General features: G+C 72.4%; 16 protein-coding genes and 1 pseudogene. 8 read left to right on the top strand and 9 right to left on the bottom strand.

Annotated features, from left to right (window positions below; genetic code table 11):
- Positions 1 to 76 precede the first annotated feature (76 nt).
- Entirely contained in the window at positions 77 to 2,212 is a 2,136-nt protein-coding gene (locus H9Y04_RS37815; RefSeq protein WP_187818739.1) for an MMPL family transporter, read from the top strand.
- A gap of 15 nt (positions 2,213 to 2,227) precedes the next feature.
- Here the strand turns inward: H9Y04_RS37815 and H9Y04_RS37810 are convergent, their stop codons facing one another.
- On the bottom strand, positions 2,228 to 3,571 hold the full coding sequence (locus H9Y04_RS37810) for an AI-2E family transporter (RefSeq protein ID WP_438818203.1): 1,344 nt from the start codon (positions 3,569 to 3,571) through the stop codon (positions 2,228 to 2,230).
- 157 nt (positions 3,572 to 3,728) lie between these two features.
- On the bottom strand, positions 3,729 to 4,574 hold the full coding sequence (locus tag H9Y04_RS37805; RefSeq protein ID WP_187818738.1) for an SDR family oxidoreductase: 846 nt from the start codon (positions 4,572 to 4,574) through the stop codon (positions 3,729 to 3,731).
- An 83-nt stretch (positions 4,575 to 4,657) separates the two neighbouring features.
- Here H9Y04_RS37805 and H9Y04_RS37800 point away from each other — a divergent pair, with 83 nt between their 5' ends.
- Positions 4,658 to 5,284 (top strand): TetR/AcrR family transcriptional regulator, encoded by a 627-nt coding sequence (locus H9Y04_RS37800; protein ID WP_187818737.1) that lies wholly within the window; start codon positions 4,658 to 4,660, stop codon positions 5,282 to 5,284.
- A 23-nt stretch (positions 5,285 to 5,307) separates the two neighbouring features.
- Here H9Y04_RS37800 and H9Y04_RS37795 read toward each other — a convergent pair whose 3' ends face one another.
- Complete coding sequence (locus H9Y04_RS37795; protein ID WP_187818736.1) at positions 5,308 to 5,502, bottom strand: DUF3046 domain-containing protein; 195 nt, start codon at positions 5,500 to 5,502, stop codon at positions 5,308 to 5,310.
- An 80-nt stretch (positions 5,503 to 5,582) separates the two neighbouring features.
- Here H9Y04_RS37795 and H9Y04_RS37790 point away from each other — a divergent pair, with 80 nt between their 5' ends.
- Complete coding sequence (locus tag H9Y04_RS37790) at positions 5,583 to 6,575, top strand: hypothetical protein (RefSeq protein WP_236071958.1); 993 nt, start codon at positions 5,583 to 5,585, stop codon at positions 6,573 to 6,575.
- 28 nt (positions 6,576 to 6,603) lie between these two features.
- Here H9Y04_RS37790 and H9Y04_RS37785 read toward each other — a convergent pair whose 3' ends face one another.
- The 4 genes and pseudogenes from H9Y04_RS37785 to H9Y04_RS37770 all read right to left on the bottom strand — a co-directional run.
- Positions 6,604 to 7,017, bottom strand: coding sequence for a hypothetical protein (locus H9Y04_RS37785; protein WP_187818735.1), 414 nt, complete (start codon positions 7,015 to 7,017; stop codon positions 6,604 to 6,606).
- Positions 7,018 to 7,115: 98 nt separating this feature from the next.
- Positions 7,116 to 7,424: an AzlD domain-containing protein gene (locus H9Y04_RS37780; protein ID WP_187818734.1), complete on the bottom strand. Its 309-nt coding sequence runs from the start codon at positions 7,422 to 7,424 to the stop codon at positions 7,116 to 7,118.
- Positions 7,421 to 8,248, bottom strand: a complete 828-nt coding sequence (locus tag H9Y04_RS37775; RefSeq protein ID WP_187818733.1) for an AzlC family ABC transporter permease — start codon at positions 8,246 to 8,248, stop codon at positions 7,421 to 7,423. Before H9Y04_RS37775 ends, H9Y04_RS37780 begins: the two co-directional genes overlap by 4 nt.
- 77 nt (positions 8,249 to 8,325) lie before the next feature.
- Positions 8,326 to 9,144, bottom strand: a pseudogene (locus tag H9Y04_RS37770) (AraC family transcriptional regulator); the annotation flags it as partial.
- A 191-nt stretch (positions 9,145 to 9,335) separates the two neighbouring features.
- Between H9Y04_RS37770 and H9Y04_RS37765 the strand changes: the two are divergent.
- A complete protein-coding gene (locus tag H9Y04_RS37765; protein WP_187818731.1) occupies positions 9,336 to 13,982 on the top strand; it encodes an ATP-dependent helicase in 4,647 nt (1,548 codons plus the stop codon).
- On the opposite strand, the gene H9Y04_RS37760 is transcribed toward H9Y04_RS37765, so the two are convergent.
- Positions 13,957 to 14,703 (bottom strand): GbsR/MarR family transcriptional regulator, encoded by a 747-nt coding sequence (locus tag H9Y04_RS37760; RefSeq protein ID WP_187818730.1) that lies wholly within the window; start codon positions 14,701 to 14,703, stop codon positions 13,957 to 13,959. The two genes, H9Y04_RS37765 and H9Y04_RS37760, sit on opposite strands and share 26 nt — an antisense overlap.
- Before the next feature lie 284 nt (positions 14,704 to 14,987).
- Between H9Y04_RS37760 and H9Y04_RS37755 the strand changes: the two genes are divergently transcribed.
- The 3 genes from H9Y04_RS37755 (at position 14,988) to H9Y04_RS37745 (ending at position 17,745) form a co-directional block, all read left to right on the top strand.
- Positions 14,988 to 15,656 (top strand): DUF4097 family beta strand repeat-containing protein, encoded by a 669-nt coding sequence (locus tag H9Y04_RS37755; RefSeq protein WP_187818729.1) that lies wholly within the window; start codon positions 14,988 to 14,990, stop codon positions 15,654 to 15,656.
- A 402-nt stretch (positions 15,657 to 16,058) separates the two neighbouring features.
- On the top strand, positions 16,059 to 16,853 hold the full coding sequence (locus H9Y04_RS37750) for an Fpg/Nei family DNA glycosylase (RefSeq protein WP_187818728.1): 795 nt from the start codon (positions 16,059 to 16,061) through the stop codon (positions 16,851 to 16,853).
- Between the two features lie 124 nt (positions 16,854 to 16,977).
- Positions 16,978 to 17,745, top strand: a complete 768-nt coding sequence (locus H9Y04_RS37745; protein ID WP_187818727.1) for an SDR family NAD(P)-dependent oxidoreductase — start codon at positions 16,978 to 16,980, stop codon at positions 17,743 to 17,745.
- Here H9Y04_RS37745 and H9Y04_RS37740 read toward each other — a convergent pair.
- The gene (locus H9Y04_RS37740) at positions 17,693 to 18,043 is read right to left on the bottom strand and encodes a hypothetical protein (RefSeq protein ID WP_187818726.1); all 351 of its coding nucleotides are present in this window, start codon (positions 18,041 to 18,043) and stop codon (positions 17,693 to 17,695) included. The genes H9Y04_RS37745 and H9Y04_RS37740 overlap by 53 nt on opposite strands.
- A gap of 272 nt (positions 18,044 to 18,315) precedes the next feature.
- Here H9Y04_RS37740 and H9Y04_RS37735 point away from each other — a divergent pair, with 272 nt between their 5' ends.
- Positions 18,316 to 19,038, top strand: a complete 723-nt coding sequence (locus H9Y04_RS37735; protein ID WP_187818725.1) for a hypothetical protein — start codon at positions 18,316 to 18,318, stop codon at positions 19,036 to 19,038.
- Positions 19,039 to 19,056 lie beyond the last annotated feature (18 nt).

Below are 19,056 nucleotides of genomic sequence, written 5' to 3'. Positions count from 1 at the left end.
CGCGTCACACGCCCGTCCCCGCGTCACGCACCCCTCATACCTCTCGCGCCCTTCCCGACACCTTACGGAGAAGCCCATGTCCACCGACCAACTCACCAGGCCCACCGCCCGGTCGAGCATCTTCGAGCGGCTCGCCGCCTTCTCGCACCGCCACCGCTGGTGGGCGCTGATCCTCTGGGTCGTGCTCGTCGCGGGCATCACGGGCGCGTCCACGGCGGTCGGCAGCGCGTATCACAACGACTTCTCGCTGCCCGGCACCGATTCGCAGACCGCGCAGAGCGTCCTGGAGGAGCACGGCTCCGCGCAGGCCGACGCCTCGGTGCAGATCGTGTTCAAGGACGCGCAGGACATACGGGACGCAGGCGTGCGCGACCGCGTCGAGGACCTGCTCGGCAAGGTCGAAGGCATGCCGAGCGTGACCGGCGTGACCGGCCCGTACGAGGACAAGTCGGCGATCTCGCGCGACGGCACCGTCGGCTACGCCACCGTCACCCTCGACGGCGCCGCCGAGAACGTACCGAAGGAGCACGTCCGCGAGATCATCGAGGCCGCCAAGTCCCTTGACGGGGACGGGCTCCAAGCGGCGGTCGGCGGAGACGCGGCACGTGGCGCCGAGGAGGCCGGGGGCGGTGCGGCCGAGGGTGCGGGGATCCTCGGGGCGCTGGTGATCCTGGTGTTCCTGTTCGGGTCGCTCGTCGCGGCCAGCCTGCCGGTGGTGACCGCGCTGTTCGCGGTGGGCTCGTCGATCGGCCTGATCGCTCTCGCCTCGCACTTCGCGAACGTCGCCGACTTCACCCCGCCGATCATGATGCTGGTCGGCCTCGGCGTCGGTATCGACTACGCGCTGCTGATCTTCTCGCGCTACCGCTCCGAACTCCTGCGCGGCGCAGGCCCTGAGCAGGCCACCCGCTCGGCCCTGGACGCCGCCGGCCGTACGGTCTTCTTCGCGGGTTGCACCGTGATCATCGCCCTGATGGGTCTGGTCGCGCTCGGCCTCGGCTCACTGCAGGGTGTGGCGCTCGCCGTCGCGCTCACCGTCCTGGTGACGATGGCCGCCTCGCTGACGCTGCTGCCCGCGCTGCTCGGCATCTTCGGCAGCCGGCTGCAGCGCCAGGTGGCCAAGCGCGCGGCGAAGGCCAAGCGCGTCGAGGGCGCCGGCTGGCGGCGCTGGGCGACGGGCGTCCAGCGTCGGCCGTGGGCCGCGCTCCTCGTCTCCGTGGTGGCGCTCGGCGCGCTCGCGGCACCGGCCACGGGGATGCGGCTCGGCTTCGCGGACGCGGGCAACGACGCCACGACGACCTCAAGCCGCCAGGCGTACGACCTGCTCGCCGAGGGCTTCGGGCCGGGCTTCAACGGGCCGCTGTTCGTGGTCGCCGAAGGCACCGCGGACGTCGGGCCGGTCCGTACGGCGCTTGAGGACACCCCGGGCGTCGCGGCCGTCGGCGGCCCCATCCCGTCGAAGGACGGCGAGGTCGGCACGCTGATGGCGTTCCCCGAGTCGGCCCCGCAGTCGGAGGAGACCTCCGAGCTCGTGGACCGCCTGCGCGGCGACGTACTGCCGCCGCTGGTGGACGAGACCGGAGCGCGGCTCCTGGTGGGCGGCGCGACCGCCGCGACCGAGGACTTCGCGGCCACGGTGTCGGACCGGATGCCGCTGTTCGTGGCGATCGTGGTCGGGCTCTCTGCGCTGCTGCTCCTGCTCGTCTTCCGCAGCGTCCTGATCCCCCTGAAGGCCGCGCTGCTCAATCTCGTGAGCATCGGCGCCGCGCTCGGCGCGATCACGCTCGTCTTCCAGCACGGCTGGTTCGGCGTCGAGCCCGGTCCGATCGAGGCCTTCATCCCGGTGATGATCTTCGCGATCGTCTTCGGTCTCTCGATGGACTACGAGGTCTTCCTGCTCTCCCGTATCCACGAGGAGTGGGAGCGCACGAAGGACGCGCAGGCGGCTGTACGGGAGGGTCTTGCCGCGACCGGGAAGGTGATCACGGCGGCCGCGGCCATCATGATCGTGGTGTTCGGCGCGTTCATGATGAGCCCCGACCGGATGCTCCAGCAGTTCGGCCTCGGACTCGCGGTGGCGATCCTGCTCGACGCCGTGGTGATCCGCTGCCTGATCGTGCCCGCCGTGATGCAGCTCCTGGGCACGCGGGCCTGGTGGCTGCCGGCGTGGCTGCGCAGGGTGCTGCCACGGGTGGAGCTGGAGCGGCACTGAGGGGTCTTACGGGGTTCAGGTCCGGTCGCCGTCGGAGGTGGCCGGACCCGAACCGTCGGCGGCCGGACCCGAGCTGTCCGCCCCCGCCGAGGAACCGGCCCGGCCCGCACCGGCCGGACCCGAACCGTCGGCCGACACCGCCTGGTCCACGGGCGCCCCGGTGGGCTCGCCCCGCAGCGCCTTCCGCAGCCGGGCGAGCGGCGGCCCGCCCCGGCGCCGGTGGCCGTGCACGCGCGGGTCGTCGGTCACGTCGTACCGCTTCACGTACGCGCCGAGGAAGGCCTGCAGCGTCGCGACCGCCGGGATGGCGATCAGCGCGCCGACCGCGCCGAGCAGCGCGGTGCCCGCGACCACCGAGCCGAACGCGACCGCCGGGTGGATGTCGACGGTCTTGGCGGTGAGCTTGGGCTGCAGGAGGTAGTTCTCGAACTGCTGGTAGACGACGACGAAGATGAGCACCCACAGCGCGTACCAGGGGTCCACGGTGAACGCGATCAGCATCGGCAGCGCACCCGCCAGATACGTACCGATGGTGGGGATGAACTGGGAGATCACACCGACCCAGACGGCGAGCGCGGGCGCATACGGCACGTCGAGGAAGACCAGCAGGATGTAGTGCGCAATGCCGGAGATCAGCGCCATCAGACCGCGCGAGTACAGATAGCCGCCGGTCTTGTCGACGGCGATCTCCCAGGCGCGAAGGACCTCGGCCTGCCGGGCCGGCGGCAGCACCGAGCAGAGCGCGCGGCGCAGCCGGGGGCCGTCGGCCGCGAAGTAGAACGAGAACAGCAGGATGGTGAGCAGCCGGAACAGCCCGCCGAGCACCTGAGCGGACACGTCGAGCACACCCGTCGCGCTGTTCTGCACGTACTTCTGCAGCCAGTCCGAGTGCACGAGGCTGTCCTGGATCTCGACCCGGGACAGCTCGGTGTGGAAGGTCGTGTTGATCCAGCTGATCACCGAGTCGAGGTACTTCGGGAAGTCCTCGACCATGTCGACGATCTGGCCCGCGAGCATCGATCCGAGCAGGGTGATGAACCCCGCGCCCGCGACGATCACCCCGAGGAAGACCAGGCCCGTGGCCGCGCCGCGGCGCATGCCGTGGTGTGCCATCCGGCTGACCGCGGGCTCGACGGCGAGCGCGAGGAAGAACGCGATCAGGATGTTGATCAGCAGCCCGGTCAGCTGATGGAAGGCCCAACTGCCCAGCTGGAAACAGGCGATGAGGGCCAGCGCGAGCACCATCGCACGCGGCAGCCACCGCGGCATGGGGTTCGCCCGCCCCGACGGCGCCTCGGGCGGCACGGTCGTGGGCGGTCCTGAGTCCTGCGCTGCTGCGGTGTGTTCGGTGGCTGCCACGGGGTCAGTCTCGCCTACGTGCACCCGGTTCGTACGGACGGACGGCTGACGCCCGCGTCACATTCGGGGCCGGGCCCCTGCTCCGCCGCCCGGGCCTCCGCTCCGCCGCCCGGGCCCTGGCGACGGAGCAGGCCCTTCACCGGTCGGCGCACCGGGCCTACCGGAAGGCCGGCAGACTGCGCTCGACCCAAGCGCCGAAGGGCCTTCCGGGACGCCCGAGCACCCGCTCGACATCGGGACCGACCGCCTGCTCGTCGGGCAGCGGTCGCCCGAGGATGTCGAGGGTCCCGTCGATCACCTCGTCGGGCATGAACTGCGCCAGGTGCGCCCGCGCGTCCTCCCGGCTCAGCTCCACGAAGGCGACCTCCTCCCCCAGCGCCCGCGCGATCGCCGCGGTCTGCTCGCGCGGGCTGACGGCTTCGGGCCCGGTCAGCTCGTACGTGCGCCCCGCATGCCCCTCTTCCCGCAGTACGGCCGCGGCGACCGCGGCGATGTCCGCCGGATCGATCACGGGCAGGGCCACATCACCGAAGGGCGCGAAGACCGTGCGCCGCGTGCGCACGGAGTCGGCCCAGGCGAAGGCGTTGGAGGCGAAACCGCCCGGACGCAGAATCGTGAAATCGACGCCCGACGCGCGTGTGGCGGCCTCGAATTCCCGCAGCCTGGCATGTGAACCGGCCTGCGGGCGCGTGCGGTTGATCTGCGAGGAGACGAGGACGATGCGCTTGACGCCGCCCTCCAGGGCCGCGTCGAGCAGGACGTCCGGGCTTTCGCCGCCTCCGTTCAACTCCCCGCCGAGCAGCAGGAAAAGGGCATCGGCCCCTTCCAGTACGGGCCGCATGCCGGCGCCGTCGCCGACGTCCGCCCGGGCGTGCCGGACACCGGCCGGCAGACCCTCGGGGCGCGGGCGCCGCGAGACGGCGAGCACCTGCTCGCCCGCCTCGTGCAGCAGCGGAACCAAGGTCTGTCCGATGTTTCCGGTCGAGCCTGTCACTACGATCATCGCCGTACCCCTGAAGTGAGTTAGTTGACTGACTTAGTTGGACCGTAGCACGGCTCCACGGGGTGCTGTCTATAGTTAGTCGGGTGACTGACTCAGTGAAGCCCGCAGCGCGGGCACGAGCGCAGGACAAACGCCGCCGGCTGACGCGGGAGGCGGCGCGCGTCCTGCACGAGAAGGGCGTCGAGCGCACCACGCTCGCCGACATCGCGCGCGCGGCCGACGTACCGGTCGGGAACGTCTACTACTACTTCAAGACCAAGGACGACCTGATCCTGGCGGCGCTCTCCGAGCACAGCGCGCACCTCGACGAACTCACCGGGCGCCTGGAGCAGTTGGCCGACCCGCGCGACCGCCTCAAGGGGCTCATCGAGGCCTGGGTCGACCAGCGCGAGATCGCCGCCCTGCACGGCTGTCCGACCGGCACCCTCGCCGTCGAGCTCGACAAGCGCGCCGACGGCACGCTCGACGCGGAGGCCGGCGTGGTCATGCGGCGGCTGATCGACTGGGCCGAGCGCCAGTTCCGCGCCCTGGGCATGGCCGATCCGGCCGATCTCGCCGTCAGCCTCGTCTCCGCCTACCAGGGCATGTCCCTGCTGGCCAACGCCCTGCGCGACCCGGAGCTCATGTCCCGCCAGGGCGCCCGGCTCCTCGACTGGCTGGACTCGCTGCAGAAGCCCGACGGCAGCCCTGACTCCGACGGACAGGCCTGAGCGGGACGGGCAGCCCTGAGGACTTACCGGGACTCCGCCGGCACCCCCATCGCCGAGCACACACCCCGCCACACGTCCTTGGCCTCCCAGCCCGCGTCCAGTGCCTCGTGCACCGTCCGCCCGCCGAGCTCGGACATCACATGATCGCGCGCGAACATCTCGGCGTACCCCGCACCGAAGTGCTCCGCCATCCGCTCCCAGAAGACCGTCAACCGCATGACTCCAGTATCCAGCCCGTGAGAGTGGGCCTTGGCCCGAACCTCTTGTGGGGAGCGCTTTCCGGCCTACGGTGCCGTGCATGGCCGAATCCGTAGCCCCGGGACAGTCCCCGGGCGCCGCCGCCCCGGGGCAGTCCCCCGCCGGGCGTTCCCCAGCAGAACCGTCACCTCACCGCTCCGCGCTGGCCCGGGCCGAGCAGTTCATCTGGCTCACGGCCCGCGTCCTCGAGCAGCGCCGCTTCGCGTACCACTTCCTGGGCGCCGCCGCCGAGCCGGTCGAGGCTGCCCTCGCCGCCTACCGCACCGACGACGACGGCTACGGCCACGCGCTGGAGCCCGATCTGCGCGGCCCCGTGAGCCAGCCCCTGCACACCGCCCATGCGCTGCGCGTCCTGGACGCGATCGGGCGCTGCGGCGGTCAGCGCGTCGAGCGCGTCTGCCGCTATCTGTCCGAGGTCTCGACGCGGGACGGCGCGCTGCCCGCGATCCACCCGAGCCAACGCGGCTATCCCTACGCCCCGTTCGTCCCCGTCGTCGACAACCCGCCGAGCGACCTGCTCGCCACCGGCCCCGTGGTGGGTCTCCTGCACCGCAACCAGGTCTGGCACGCATGGCTGTTCCGCGCCACGGACTACTGCTGGGCCGCGGTCGAGGCGCTGGACAAGTCGCACCCGTACGAGATCCATGCGGCGGTCGCGTTCCTGGACGGCGCACCTGATCGCTCGCGGGCCCAGGCCATGGCGGACCGGCTCGGCCGGCTCGTACGCGAGCAGCGTCTGGCCGTGCTCGATCCGCGCCGTCGTGACGCGTATCCGGTGGCCGCCGGGTACGCACCCGGCGAACACCACTTCCCGCACGACTATGCGCGGGTCCCGACCTCGCTGGCCCGCTCCTGGTTCACCGACGAGGAGATGGAGCTCTCGCTCGACCACCTCGCCGCGGAACAGGAGGAGGACGGCGGCTGGCCCGTCCACTGGAAGCAGTGGGCCCCGGGCACGTCCCTGGAATGGCGCCCGATCGTCACGATCGAGGCGCTGCGCACACTGCGGGCGCATGGGCGGTCGCTGGAATGAGCGCCTCGCCCGCACGTTGTCCGGGCGCTCAGACCATGGCCAGGAGGTGCTCTGTGGGGCCGTAGTCGATCTTCCAGTCGACGTAGACCCCGCAGAACCCGTCCTCGACGCACCGCAGGCCGACGGTCACCCAGCGGACCGTCCCCTCGTCACCGAGCGAGAACGCGACCGCGGCCTCGAACTCCTCGCTCCCGCACGGACAGCAGGCCTCTCCGGGCTCGTCGCCCTCCTGGGACACGTCGTCCCAGTACTCCTCGCTGTCCGCGATGAAGGCACGGCCGCCGCAGCCGGCGCACGCGCGCTCTGCCACGGACTCGCCGACCAGCACGGAGAACACCCGCCCCGCGCACCCGGCACACACGCACGCGGCGATCTTCACCGGACGCCCGTCGTCCTCACTCCGCAGGAAGTCGGCGAGCTCCGCGGAGACGGTCTCGTCCACCTGATCATCGGCATGGACCGGCGCATCGTGTCAGGCGTCCGGAACGACCACCAGGTCTGTGGGGCGGATCGCATCCGACCCGCGCGGATGCCGCGCCCTCACCCCCCGATCGCCCGCACCCCCGCCGTCACCACCACCGCGGCGCCGATGATCAGCAGGAACGGGGCACGCAGGACGAACGCCACCGCGGCCGCGAGGAGGCCGGCCGCCTTGGCGTCCAGGATCAGGGACTGGCCGTCGGCGAAGGTCTGCTGTGCGGTGAGCGCCGCGAGCAGCGCCACGGGAAGCAGCGCGGCCATCCGCTTGACCAGCGGCCTCTCCAGTACGCCCACGGGTACGAGCAGTCCGAGCAGCTTGACGGCGTAGCAGCCGACCGCGGTCACCGCGATCGCGATCCAGATGTTCAACGGTCGGTTCCTTCCCGGGAGTTCGCATCGGCCGACTGCCGGCGGCCGTGGGCACCGGCCGACTGCCGACGGCCTTGCACGAAGAGGACCAACGGCGCGGCGAGCGCCGCCACCAGCACGGGCACACCGTTCGGCAGCACGGGCACGAGGCCGAGCATCAGGACCACGGCGAGCGCCGCCACGGCCCGCTCGGTCGTCGAGCGCAGCATGGGCCCGAGCAGCGCGAGGAAGGTCGCGGGCCCCGCCGCGTCCAGGCCCCAGGCGGCGGTGTCCCCGATGGCCTCCGCCCCGAGGGCGCCGAGCAGGGTGGTGAGGTTCCACAGCACGTACAGCGTGAGACCGGTGACCGCGAAGCCGATCCGCCGGGCACGCCGCGTGGGCTGCGCCAGCGTCACGGCGGCGGTTTCGTCGATCACCCACTGGGCTGCGAACGGCCGTACCCAGCGCGGAAGTTGCAGCAGCTGCGAAAGCCGAAGGCCGTAGAAGGCGTTGCGCACGCCGAGGAAGAACGCCCCCGCCGCGGCCGTCACCGGATTCCCGCCGCCCGCGAGCGCCCCGACGAGCGCGAACTGCGAGGCTCCGGTGAACACGAGCAGGCTGAGCGCACAGGTCTGCAGGAGGCTGAGCCCGTTGCTCGCCGAGGTGACACCGAAGGCGAAGCCGGAGAGCCCGACGGCGAAGCCCACGCCGAGCGCGTCGCGTACGACGGCGGAGTCGGGCTTGGCGGCGCCGTTCAGTCGGTCCGGTGCGCGTCCGCCGGTCCCTGGCCCCTCGGCTGGTCGTCCTTCGGTACGTATAGGTGCGGGTGTCTGCTGTTCTGCCACGCGTCCGACCGTACGAGGAGGCGGCCGCTCCGGTCTTGTACGTTCTTGCGGGCACCTTCGGCGGCCGACCCCCGGCTACCGCGCCCCTTCTGATACGCCCCCGGTGGCACCCCCACGATCCGGCTGAAGTGCCGGTTGAGGTGCGGCTGGTCCGTGAACCCCACGGCGGTGGCCGCCTCGGCGGGCGCGGTGCCCGCGTCGAGCAGCGCACGGGCCCGCCGTACCCGCGCATTGGTGAGCCAGCTGTGCGGCGGCATCCCGTACTGCTGCTTGAAGGCCCGGAGCAGTGCGAAGGGGCTGGTGCCGAGCTCGTTCGCCAGCGCCTCCAGGGTGGGCGGCTCGGCCATCCGCTCCTGGAGCACGGCCCGCGCCCGCTGGGCGTTGCGCGCCCCCGCCGAACGGGGCGCCCGGGGCTGCAGCGCGCTCCCGTGCCGCCGCAGCATCCGCGCGACAAGGACCTTCAGAACCGTGTCGGCCGCGAGCGCGTTGCCTTCCTCGGCGGCGCGGTGCACCTCCCGTATGAGATGCGCGCCCTCCACGTCGGGCACGTCCACCTCGGCGAATCCGGGGGTGCCGCGCAGCCCGGTGGTCTCCTCGGCGATCTTCGCGACGAGCTCGACCGAGGGGTAGAGCGTCGAGTACGACCACCCCTCCGGCACCCCGGCCCGTGCCGAGTGCGGCACTTCCGGATTGAGCAGAATGACGTTGCCGGGTGCGCAGTGCACGGTGGACCCGTCGGGCATGAACAGATCCTCGACACCGCCGCTGACGGCCGCGACCACGTACCCCTCGTGCGTATGCCGCGAAAAGGTGTGCCGCACATACCGCGCCTGAAGCAGGTCGACCCCCGGCAGCTCCTCATGCTGCCAGTACCGCGCCCACTCCTTCGCTGCCATCAGCCAAGTCTGACATTCCAGCCCCTGCGGCGTTTGAGCAGATCCGAACGAAGTTCGGATGCGGGGTCCGGGGCGAAGCCCCGGTTTCGGGAAGGGGCGGGGCGGGGAGAAAGGCCCGCCGCAGGCGCCACCCACCCCAGCCCGGACGCACCCGCACCCCGACTGTCAGTGCCAAGGTGCACGATGGCCTCATGACCCGGAGCGCCCTCGACCTGTTCTCCCCCGCGACCCGCAGCTGGTTCCAGGGCGCCTTCGACGCGCCCACCTCCGCCCAGGAGGGCGCATGGGGAGCCATCGCGGAGGGCGCGGACGTCCTGGTCGTCGCCCCCACCGGCTCCGGCAAGACCCTCGCCGCGTTCCTCTCCGCCCTCGACAAACTCGCCAGCACCCCACCCCCCGCGGACAGCAAGAAGCGCTGCCGCGTCCTCTACGTATCGCCGCTCAAGGCACTCGCGGTCGACGTCGAGCGCAATCTGCGCAGCCCGCTCACCGGCATCCGCCAGGAGTCCGTCCGCCTCGGCCTGCCCGAGCCCGAGATCAAGGTGGGCATCCGCTCCGGCGACACCCCGGCCGCCGAGCGCCGCGCGCTGAGCACCCGGCCGCCGGACATCCTGATCACCACGCCCGAGTCCCTGTTCCTGATGCTGACCTCGGCCACCCGCGAGGCCCTGACCGGCATCGACACCGTCATCCTCGACGAGGTGCACGCGGTCGCCGGCACCAAGCGCGGCGCCCATCTCGCCCTGTCCCTGGAGCGGCTGGACGAGCTGCTGCCGCGCCCGGCCCGCCGTATCGGCCTCTCCGCGACCGTACGGCCGGTCGACGAGGTCGCCCGCTATCTCTCGCCGCAGCGCCGCGTGGAGATCGTGCAGCCGCCGTCCGGCAAGGAGTTCGACCTCTCGGTGGTGGTCCCCGTCGAGGACATGGGCGAGCTCGCGGGCTCCCCGGTCACCGACACGGACGGCGGCGGACAGGCGGACCGCCCGTCCATCTGGCCGCATGTCGAGGAGAAGATCGCGGACCTGGTCCAGGCCCACCGCTCCACGATCGTGTTCGCCAACTCCCGCCGCCTCGCCGAGCGCCTGTGCAACCGGCTCAACGAGATCGCGTACGAGAGGGCCACCGGCGAGACGATCCCGGAGGCCCACTCCCCGGCCGACCTCATGGGCGGCTCCGGCGCCGCCCAGGGCGCACCGCCGATCCTCGCCCGCGCCCACCACGGCTCCGTATCGAAGGAGCAACGCGCGCTCGTCGAGGAGGACTTGAAGGCGGGCAGGCTCCCCACGGTCGTCGCCACCTCCTCCCTGGAGCTCGGCATCGACATGGGCGCGGTCGATCTGGTCGTCCAGGTCGAGTCCCCGCCCTCCGTCGCCTCCGGCCTGCAGCGCGTCGGCCGCGCGGGCCACCAGGTCGGCGCGGTCTCCACGGGCGTCGTCTTCCCCAAGTACCGGGGCGACCTCGTCCAGGCCGCGGTCGTCACCGAGCGCATGCGCACCGGCGGCATCGAATCGCTGCGCGTCCCGGCCAACCCCCTGGACGTACTGGCCCAACAGCTCGTCGCCATGGTCGCGCTGGACTCCTGGCAGGTCGACGACCTCCTGTCCGTCGTCCGCCGCGCGGCCCCCTTCGCCTCCCTGCCCGAGTCGGCGTTCACCGCGGTCCTCGACATGCTCGCGGGCCGCTATCCCTCGGACGCCTTCGCCGAGCTGCGCCCGCGTGTGGTCTGGGACCGTGTGGCGGGCACGGTCACCGGCCGCCCGGGCGCCCAGCGCCTGGCCGTCACCTCCGGCGGCACCATCCCCGACCGCGGCCTCTTCGGCGTCTTCCTCGCCGGCTCCGACCCCAAGAAGGGCGGCGGCCGGGTCGGTGAGCTCGACGAGGAGATGGTCTACGAGTCGCGCGTGGGCGATGTGTTCACGCTCGGCACCAGCTCCTGGCGTATCGAGGACATCACCCGCGACCGGGTCCTTGTCTCCCCCGCGCCCGGAGTCCCCGGCCGCCTCCCGTTCTGGAAGGGCGACCAGCTGGGCCGCCCGCTCGAACTCGGCCGTGCGGTGGGCGCGTTCCTGCGCGAGGTCGGCGGCCTGAGCGCCGACGACGCCCGCGCCCGCCTCGCCGCAGCGGGCCTCGACCAGTGGGCGGCGGGCAATGTCCTCGCCTACCTCGACGAACAGCGCAAGGCCTGCGGCCACATCCCCGACGACCGCACCATCGTCGTCGAGCGCTTCCGCGACGAGCTCGGCGACTGGCGTGTGGTCGTCCACTCCCCGTTCGGCGCGCAGGTCCACGCGCCCTGGGCGCTGGCCCTCGGTGCCAAGCTGACCGAGAAGTACGGCATGGACGCCCAGGTCATGCACGCCGACGACGGCATCGTGCTCCGCCTGCCGGACGCCGACCTGATGGGCATGGACCTGCTCGACCAGGAACCCATGAAGCTCGGCACGGAGTTCGACTCCGAGCAGGCCCCGGTCGGCGCGGCCGATGTCGCCTTCGACAAGGGCGAGGTCAACCAACTGGTGACGGACCAGGTGGGCGGCTCGGCCCTGTTCGCCTCGCGCTTCCGCGAGTGCGCGGCCCGCGCCCTGCTCCTGCCCCGCCGCAACCCCGGCCGTCGCACACCCCTGTGGCAGCAGCGCCAGCGCGCGGCCCAACTCCTCGAGGTGGCAAGCGAGTTCGGCTCGTTCCCCATCGTCCTCGAAGCCGTACGCGAATGCCTCCAGGACGTCTTCGACGTGCCCGGCCTCACCGAGCTCATGGGCGACATCGAGTCCCGCCGCGTCCGCCTCGTCGAGGTCACCACCCCCGAGCCCTCGCCCTTCGCCCGCTCGCTGCTCTTCGGCTATGTGGCGCAGTTCCTGTACGAGGGCGACTCGCCCCTGGCCGAACGGCGCGCGGCCGCCCTGTCGCTGGACTCCCGCCTCCTGGCCGAGCTGCTCGGCCAGGCGGAGCTGCGCGAGCTCCTGGACGCCGACGTACTCGCCGAGTTGGAGCAGGAGCTGCAGTGGCGGACGGAGGACCGCCGGGTCAAGGACGCGGAAGGCGTGGCCGATCTGCTGCGCCTGCTCGGCCCGCTGACCGCCGCCGAACTCACCGAGCGGGGCGCCGACCCCGCCTGGGCCGAGGAGCTCGCGGCGACCCGCCGCGCCATCCGGGTCCGTATCGCGGGCGCCGACCACTGGGCGGCCGTCGAGGACGCGGGCCGGCTGCGCGACGCCCTCGGCACCGCACTGCCCGTGGGCGTACCAGAGGCCTTCACCGAGCCGGTCAAGGACCCGCTCGGCGATCTGCTCGCCCGCTTTGCCCGCACCCACGGCCCGTTCACCTCGGCCACCGTGGCCGGGCGCTTCGGCCTCGGCATCGCGGTCACCGAGGGCGCACTGCGCCGCCTGGCCGCGAACGGCCGTGTCGTACAAGGCGAGTTCCACCCAGCGGGCATCGGCCAGGAGTGGTGCGACGCCACCGTCCTGCGCCGGCTGCGCCGCCGCTCGCTCGCGGCCCTGCGCCAGGAGCTGGAGCCCGTACCGCCCGCGGCCCTCGCCGACTTCCTGCCGCAGTGGCAGCACCTCGGCGGCCACGGTCTGCGGGGCGTGGACGGCCTGGTCCGCGCGATCGAGCAGCTCCAGGGCGCCTCGGTCCCGGCCTCGGCCCTGGAGAAACTGGTCCTGCCCTCGCGCGTCCAGGGCTACCACCCCGCCCTTCTCGACGAGTTGACGACCACCGGTGAGGTGGTCTGGGCGGGCGCGGGCGCCCTGCCCGGCAAGGACGGCTGGATCTCCCTCTACCTCGCCGACGCGGCCCCGCTGCTGCTTCCCGACCCGCACCCCATGGAGCTCACCGCGCTCCAGGAATCGATCATGACCGCCCTGTCCGGCGGCTACGGTCTCTTCTTCCGCCAGATCGCCGACCAGGTGCGCGCCACCACCCACCCCGAGGCATCGGATCCCCAACTGGCCGACGCCCTTTGGGAACTGGCCTGGTCGGGCCGCCTCACCAACGACACGCTCGCCCCGCTGCGCGCCCTGCTGGGCTCCGGCCGTACGGCGGGTTCCACCGCGCACCGCGCCAAGCGCCCGGTCCCGCGCGGCCGTTACGGAGCCCTCTCCGGCGGCGCCCGGCCCGTCTCCCGTACGGGACCGCCGACCGTGGCCGGCCGCTGGTCGCTGATCCCGGCCCGCGAGCCCGACCCGACGGTGCGCGCCCACGCCCTGGCCCGCACCCTCCTCGACCGGCATGGCGTGGTCACCCGCGGCGCGGTCGCCGCAGAGGGCGTGGAGGGCGGCTTCTCCGCCGTCTACCGGATCCTGTCCGCCTTCGAGGACAGCGGTCAGGCCCGCAGGGGCTATGTGGTGGAGGGCCTGGGCGCGGCCCAGTTCGCCATGGACGGCGCGGTGGACCGCCTGCGCGCGGCGGCCACGGCCCGCGAACGCGGCGGGGAGTCCACGACCGGCCAGGCGGTGGTCCTGGCGGCGGCCGATCCCGCGAACGCCTATGGCGCCGCGCTGAGTTGGCCCGAACCCCCGGCCGGCGCCGGCCACAAGCCGGGCCGCAAGGCGGGCTCCCTCGTCGTCCTGGTGGACGGTGAACTGACCCTGTACATGGAACGCGGCGGCAAGACCCTGCTCGCCTGGCCCACCGACCCGCAGGAATCGCCGGCCCCGGACGACCCCCGGCTGCGCGCCGCCGCCGAGGCCCTGGCCGCAGCGGCCTCCGCGGGCACCCTGGGGACGGTCACGGTGGAGCGGATCAACGGCGCCGCGTCGCTGACGTCTCCCCTGGGCCGCCTCCTGGAGGACGCGGGCTTCGTGGCCACGCCTAGGGGGCTGCGTCTGAGGGCGTGACGGAACGGGGAGCCGTCGGCGTCCGCAGGACCTCGCGGGCCTGTTCGGCGGCCCGTTGGATGCTCTCGCCGATGAAGTCGACGAAGCGCGCGATGTTCTCCAGACGCTCCGCGGCCGGGCTGCCGGGACCGAGGACCTGGACGCCCTGCCGTGCCGTCTCCCCGAGTCGGAGACTCGCCCGCGCGCTGGCGAGCGTCGACTCGTACCAGACGTCGTCGTCCGCCCGATAGCGCTCGCGGCGGCCCTCGTCACGCTCGCGCAACACGAGGCCCTGGCTCTCCAGGAACCCGACGGCCTTGGACACGGACGCCGGGCTGACCTGGAGCCGCCCCACCAGCTCGGACGCCGTGAGGCTGCCCTCGTCGGCGGTGTAGAGGCAGGTCAGCACCCTGGCCATCATCTTGGGCAGCCCCTGCTGCATCAGCAGCGTGGCGAAGACCTCTTCGTACTCCCGTACGGCATCGGCATCACGCCCCGGCACCTGCCCGGGCGCCACCCTGCGGCGCGGCGCAGGCGTTCTGCGCCGATGGGCCCGGCGTTCGGTGGCGCGGTGCGCCAAGTCGGCGCGGTACGCGGCCGGTCCGCCGTTGCGCATCACTTCGCGGGTCACCGTCGAGGTGGGCCGCTGCAGACGTCTGCCGATCTCCGCATAGGCAAGGCCGTCGGCGAGCCACTGGGCGATCTGCTGCCGTTCCTGCTGCGAGAGCCTGCCACCCGGCATCACGGCCTCCTTCGCACCCCTGGTACAGCGTCTTCCGCAAGCTAGCGTTCACCCCCATTCCATTGCAATGGCACCCACGCGCGGCGTTGCATTCGATTCACATCCATTGCAACAATTTCCCAACTCCCACCTGCGACAACGGCAGTTGAGCGCAATGAACTCATTGCCCACACCGCGAACGCAACGTAGCGTTTCCCACGTCGGAAACGACGAGCAGGCGCACCACCGGTCCACGAGCACGCGCGAACCGACCCGAAGCAGCCCGAAGCAGACTGGAGAGTCCCATGCACACGTTCGACACCCCCGCCCCGATCTCCGCCGTCCTGGACATCCCCGCGGGTCACGTCCAGTTCATAGCCGCCGACCGCGCGGACACCACGGTCGAGGTCCGGCCGCAGAGCGCGTCGAGCAGCAAGGACGCCAAGGCCGCGGAGAACGTCACGGTGGCCTTCGCCGACGGCGTGCTGCGCATCGAGTCGGAGGCCGCGAAGAACCGCGTGCTCGGCAACTCCGGAGCGGTCCAGATCACGGTCCAGCTGCCCGCGGGCTCCCGCATCGACGCGAAGGCCGCCAGCTCCGAACTGCGGGGCGTCGGCCGGCTCGGCGACGTCACGTTCGAGGGCGCGCACGGCACGGTCAAGCTCGACGAGACCGGCGCCGCCAAGCTCACGCTCCAGGCCGGCGACGTGACGGTCGGCCGCCTGGCCGGCCCGGCGGAGATCAGCACCCAGAAGGGCGACATCCGGATCGCCGAGGCCGTGAGCGGCGCCTTCGACCTGCGCACGGAGCACGGCGACATCAGCCTCACGGCCGCCCCGGCCGCCTCCGCCACCCTGGACGCCGCAACCGCCTACGGCCGTATCGACAACGCCCTCAAGAACGCCGCGGACACCCCGACCCTGACCATCAAGGCCACCACGTCCTACGGCAACATCACGGCCCAGGCCGGCTGACTCAGCCCCTACGGCCAACCCAGCCCGTGCGGCCAACCCAGCCCCTACGGCCAACCCAGCCCCGCCGGCGTTTAAGGCGATCCGAACGAAGTTCGGATGCGGGGGGCAGGGGGCGAAAGCCCCCGCCGGCCCACCCACCCTGGGGGCTCAGCAGGCCCCACCCACCCCTGGGGGCTCCACAAATGGGGCCCGGGGCAAAGCCCCGGTTTCGGGAAGGGGCGGGTAGGGGAAATCCGCCCGCCTCAGGCGCCCCCACCCGCACCCCCACCCACCCGCACGCGACAACACCCGCACGCGACACCACCCCGCCCCACCCGGCCACCCCGCACGCGACACCACCCCGCCCCACCCGGCCACCACCGACACGCAACAGCACACCGCAGCGCCCCGCACAATGACCCCATGCCCGAAGGCGACACCGTCCACCAAGCAGCCACCCGCCTCCACAAAGCCCTGGCCGCCAGGAAGCTCACCCGCAGCGACCTCCGCGTCCCGAAGTACGCCACCGCCGACCTGACCGGCCGCGAGGTCCTCGACGTCACACCGCGCGGCAAGCACCTCCTCACCCGCATCGAGGGCGGGCTCACCCTGCACTCCCACCTCCGCATGGACGGCTCGTGGCGCGTCTTCGCGCCGGGCGAGCGCTGGAGCGGCGGCCAGGCCCACCAGATCCGCGCGATCCTGGGCAACGAGCAGCACACAGCGGTCGGTTACCGCCTCCCCGTCCTGGAGCTCCTGCGCACCACCGACGAGGCGAAGGCGGTGGGCCACCTCGGCCCCGACCTCCTCGGCCCGGACTGGGACCCCGACAAGGCCCTGGCCAACCTCCTCCGAGACCCCGCCCGCGAACTCGGCGAGGCCCTCCTGGACCAGCGCAACCTCGCCGGCATCGGCAACATCTACAAGAGCGAGCTCTGCTTCATGGCCTCCGTCACGCCATGGACCCCCGTGGGCGAGCTCCCCGACGGCCTCGCCCCTCGCCTGATCGCCGCGGCCCACCGCGTCCTCGACGCCAACCGCGACAACCCCCTACGCAGCACCACGGGCCGCCGCGACCAGCGCCTGTACGTCTACGGCCGCGCCCCGCGCCCCTGTCTGCGCTGCCGCACCCCGATCCGCACAGCCCAGCAGGGCGACGGCAGCCGCGACCGCCCCACGTACTGGTGCCCCCACTGCCAGACCGGTCCGACTCCCTGACGCCACGGGCCACCGGTACGGAACGCCCGCGGGGAACTCGTACGGCAGCACCCCCGGGGAACCCGTCCAGCCAATCCCGCACAGACAATTGACGGACCGTCAGAACAATCCGTACCGTCCGACCATGCCCGTCATCCAGGCGTACGACCTCACCGGCCGCACCGCGTTCATCACCGGAGCCGCCAGCGGTATCGGCCGCGAGAGCGCGCTGCTGCTCGCCCGCGCGGGCGCCGTCGTGCACTGCGCGGACCGCGACGCGGAAGGCCTGCACGAAACCGCGACGGCCGTGAAGGCCGAGGGCGGCACGGCCCATACCCACGTCCTCGACGTGACGGACCGTACGCAGATCAAGGCGGCCATCGTCCAGGCGCAGCCGGACATCCTCGCCGCCGTCGCCGGCGTCATGCACAGCAGCCCCGTGCTCGAGACCACGGACGAGGACCTCGACCGGGTCCTGGACATCAACTTCAAGGGCATCCTGTACGCCTGCCAGGAAGTCGCCCGCGTGATGATCGCCAACGGCACCAAGGGCAGCATCATCACCATGGCCTCGGGCGCGGTCGACACCGGCGGCCCGGGCCTGCTCTGCTACGGAGCCGCGAAGGCCGCCGTCGTCCAGCTCACCAAGACCCTCGCGACCGAGATCGGCCGGCACGGCATCCGCGTCAACGCGGTCGCCCCCGGCTGGATCCGCACACCGATGACGCTGCGGCACAACAACAGCGAGGTCCAAGCCCACACCGAGGCCCTGATGTCGAAGATGTCCCCGCTCGGCCGGGTCGGTCTGCCCGAGGAGATCGCGCACGCGGTGCTGCATCTGGCATCCGACGCGGCCTCGTTCACGACGGGCCAGATCCTCCGCCCCAACGGCGGCGTCGCCATGCCGTGGTGAGACGGGACATCCGCCCGTCGCCCACCACCCGCCGCCACAGCGCCTGCCGCCGCGCCCGCGCCCGATAGGCGGCCCGCACCCGCCGGGGCCCCACAGCGCGCGCCCACGGCACCGTATGCACGGGCAGCAGACTCAGCCCCCACCCGCCGGCGGCTATGGAGGCCTCGACGACTCCGGCCCGGCCGGGAGCGAACACGAGGCGGCCCATCGCCCACCACCACACGATCCCGCCCGCCAGCGCCAGGACGACAAGCAGCCCGCGGGGCACGTTGCGTACGAGAGCGGTCCCAGCTGCCATGGCGCTCACCTCCAGCGCGGTCCGCATCGAAGCCGGACCGCCGCACCCTGGGCCCCAGTCTCCGCCCCTCTTGCCCGGGCCGCATCCAGGACCGCACACTCGTCCGGTCGGTCCACGGCTTCGAGGAGGCGCACTCGATGAGTCCCGGTTTCGGCCCACCACGCCCGCCCTCCTCTCCGCGCGACCGCTCGGAGCCGGAACCCCCGCCGAGCATGTCGGCGCAGCCCGCACCCGAACCGCTGCCCACGCCGACGCCGCGTTTACCCGAGTACATGCGCCGGTCCGCAGACCCGACGGCGGAGCAGATCGACGATGACGGCCCCGAGCACTCTCCCCTTCCCGGCAGCCCTACCCCCGAGGCCGCGCCCAGCACCGAAACCGCGCCCACCCTCCGAGCCGAGGTGCCCTTCTTCGTCAACGAGGACCGCGTCCTCGCCACGGCCCTCGCCGAACTCGACAAGGACCCCGCCCCCACGAGCTGCGACGAGGCGAACGACCGCATCCGTCATCTGGCCATCCGCTTCCACGAGACCCGGACCGCCGACGCGACGGACACGGTGGCCGTCAGCTGCCCCGTGTTCCTGGAGCCCGACCGCCGCGTTCCCGACCGCCGCGAGGAACCCGATCGGCGCACCCAGCTCATCGACACCCGTGAGACGGCCGAGCGGGAACGGCAGTTCTTCGACTGGGCGACCGTCGGCCTCAATGCCGCGTACGGCGACCTGGACACCGCCGCCGCCCTGGCAGTCGACGCGACCGCGGCCCGTCTCGACGGACCGGGCGCCGGACTCACACGGGCCCTCACCGGCACCTTCCTCATCTGGGTGGCACCGACCACGGTGATCGGCCAAACCGTGACGATGCTCGGCGACGCCCTACGGGAGATCAACGGACTCCCACCACTCGACCGCTACGCCGACGCCTTGCCCTTGCTCCAGAACCACCTGCTTCTCGGCTCCCTCACCCGGCAGGGCGAGCAGACGCCCAAGGGCTGAGCGCTCCCGGGGAACGCC

It is taken from the genome of Streptomyces polyasparticus, from assembly GCF_014493765.1.
Classification (GTDB): domain Bacteria; phylum Actinomycetota; class Actinomycetes; order Streptomycetales; family Streptomycetaceae; genus Streptomyces; species Streptomyces polyasparticus.
This window is presented reverse-complemented; position numbering and strand designations above follow the sequence as displayed.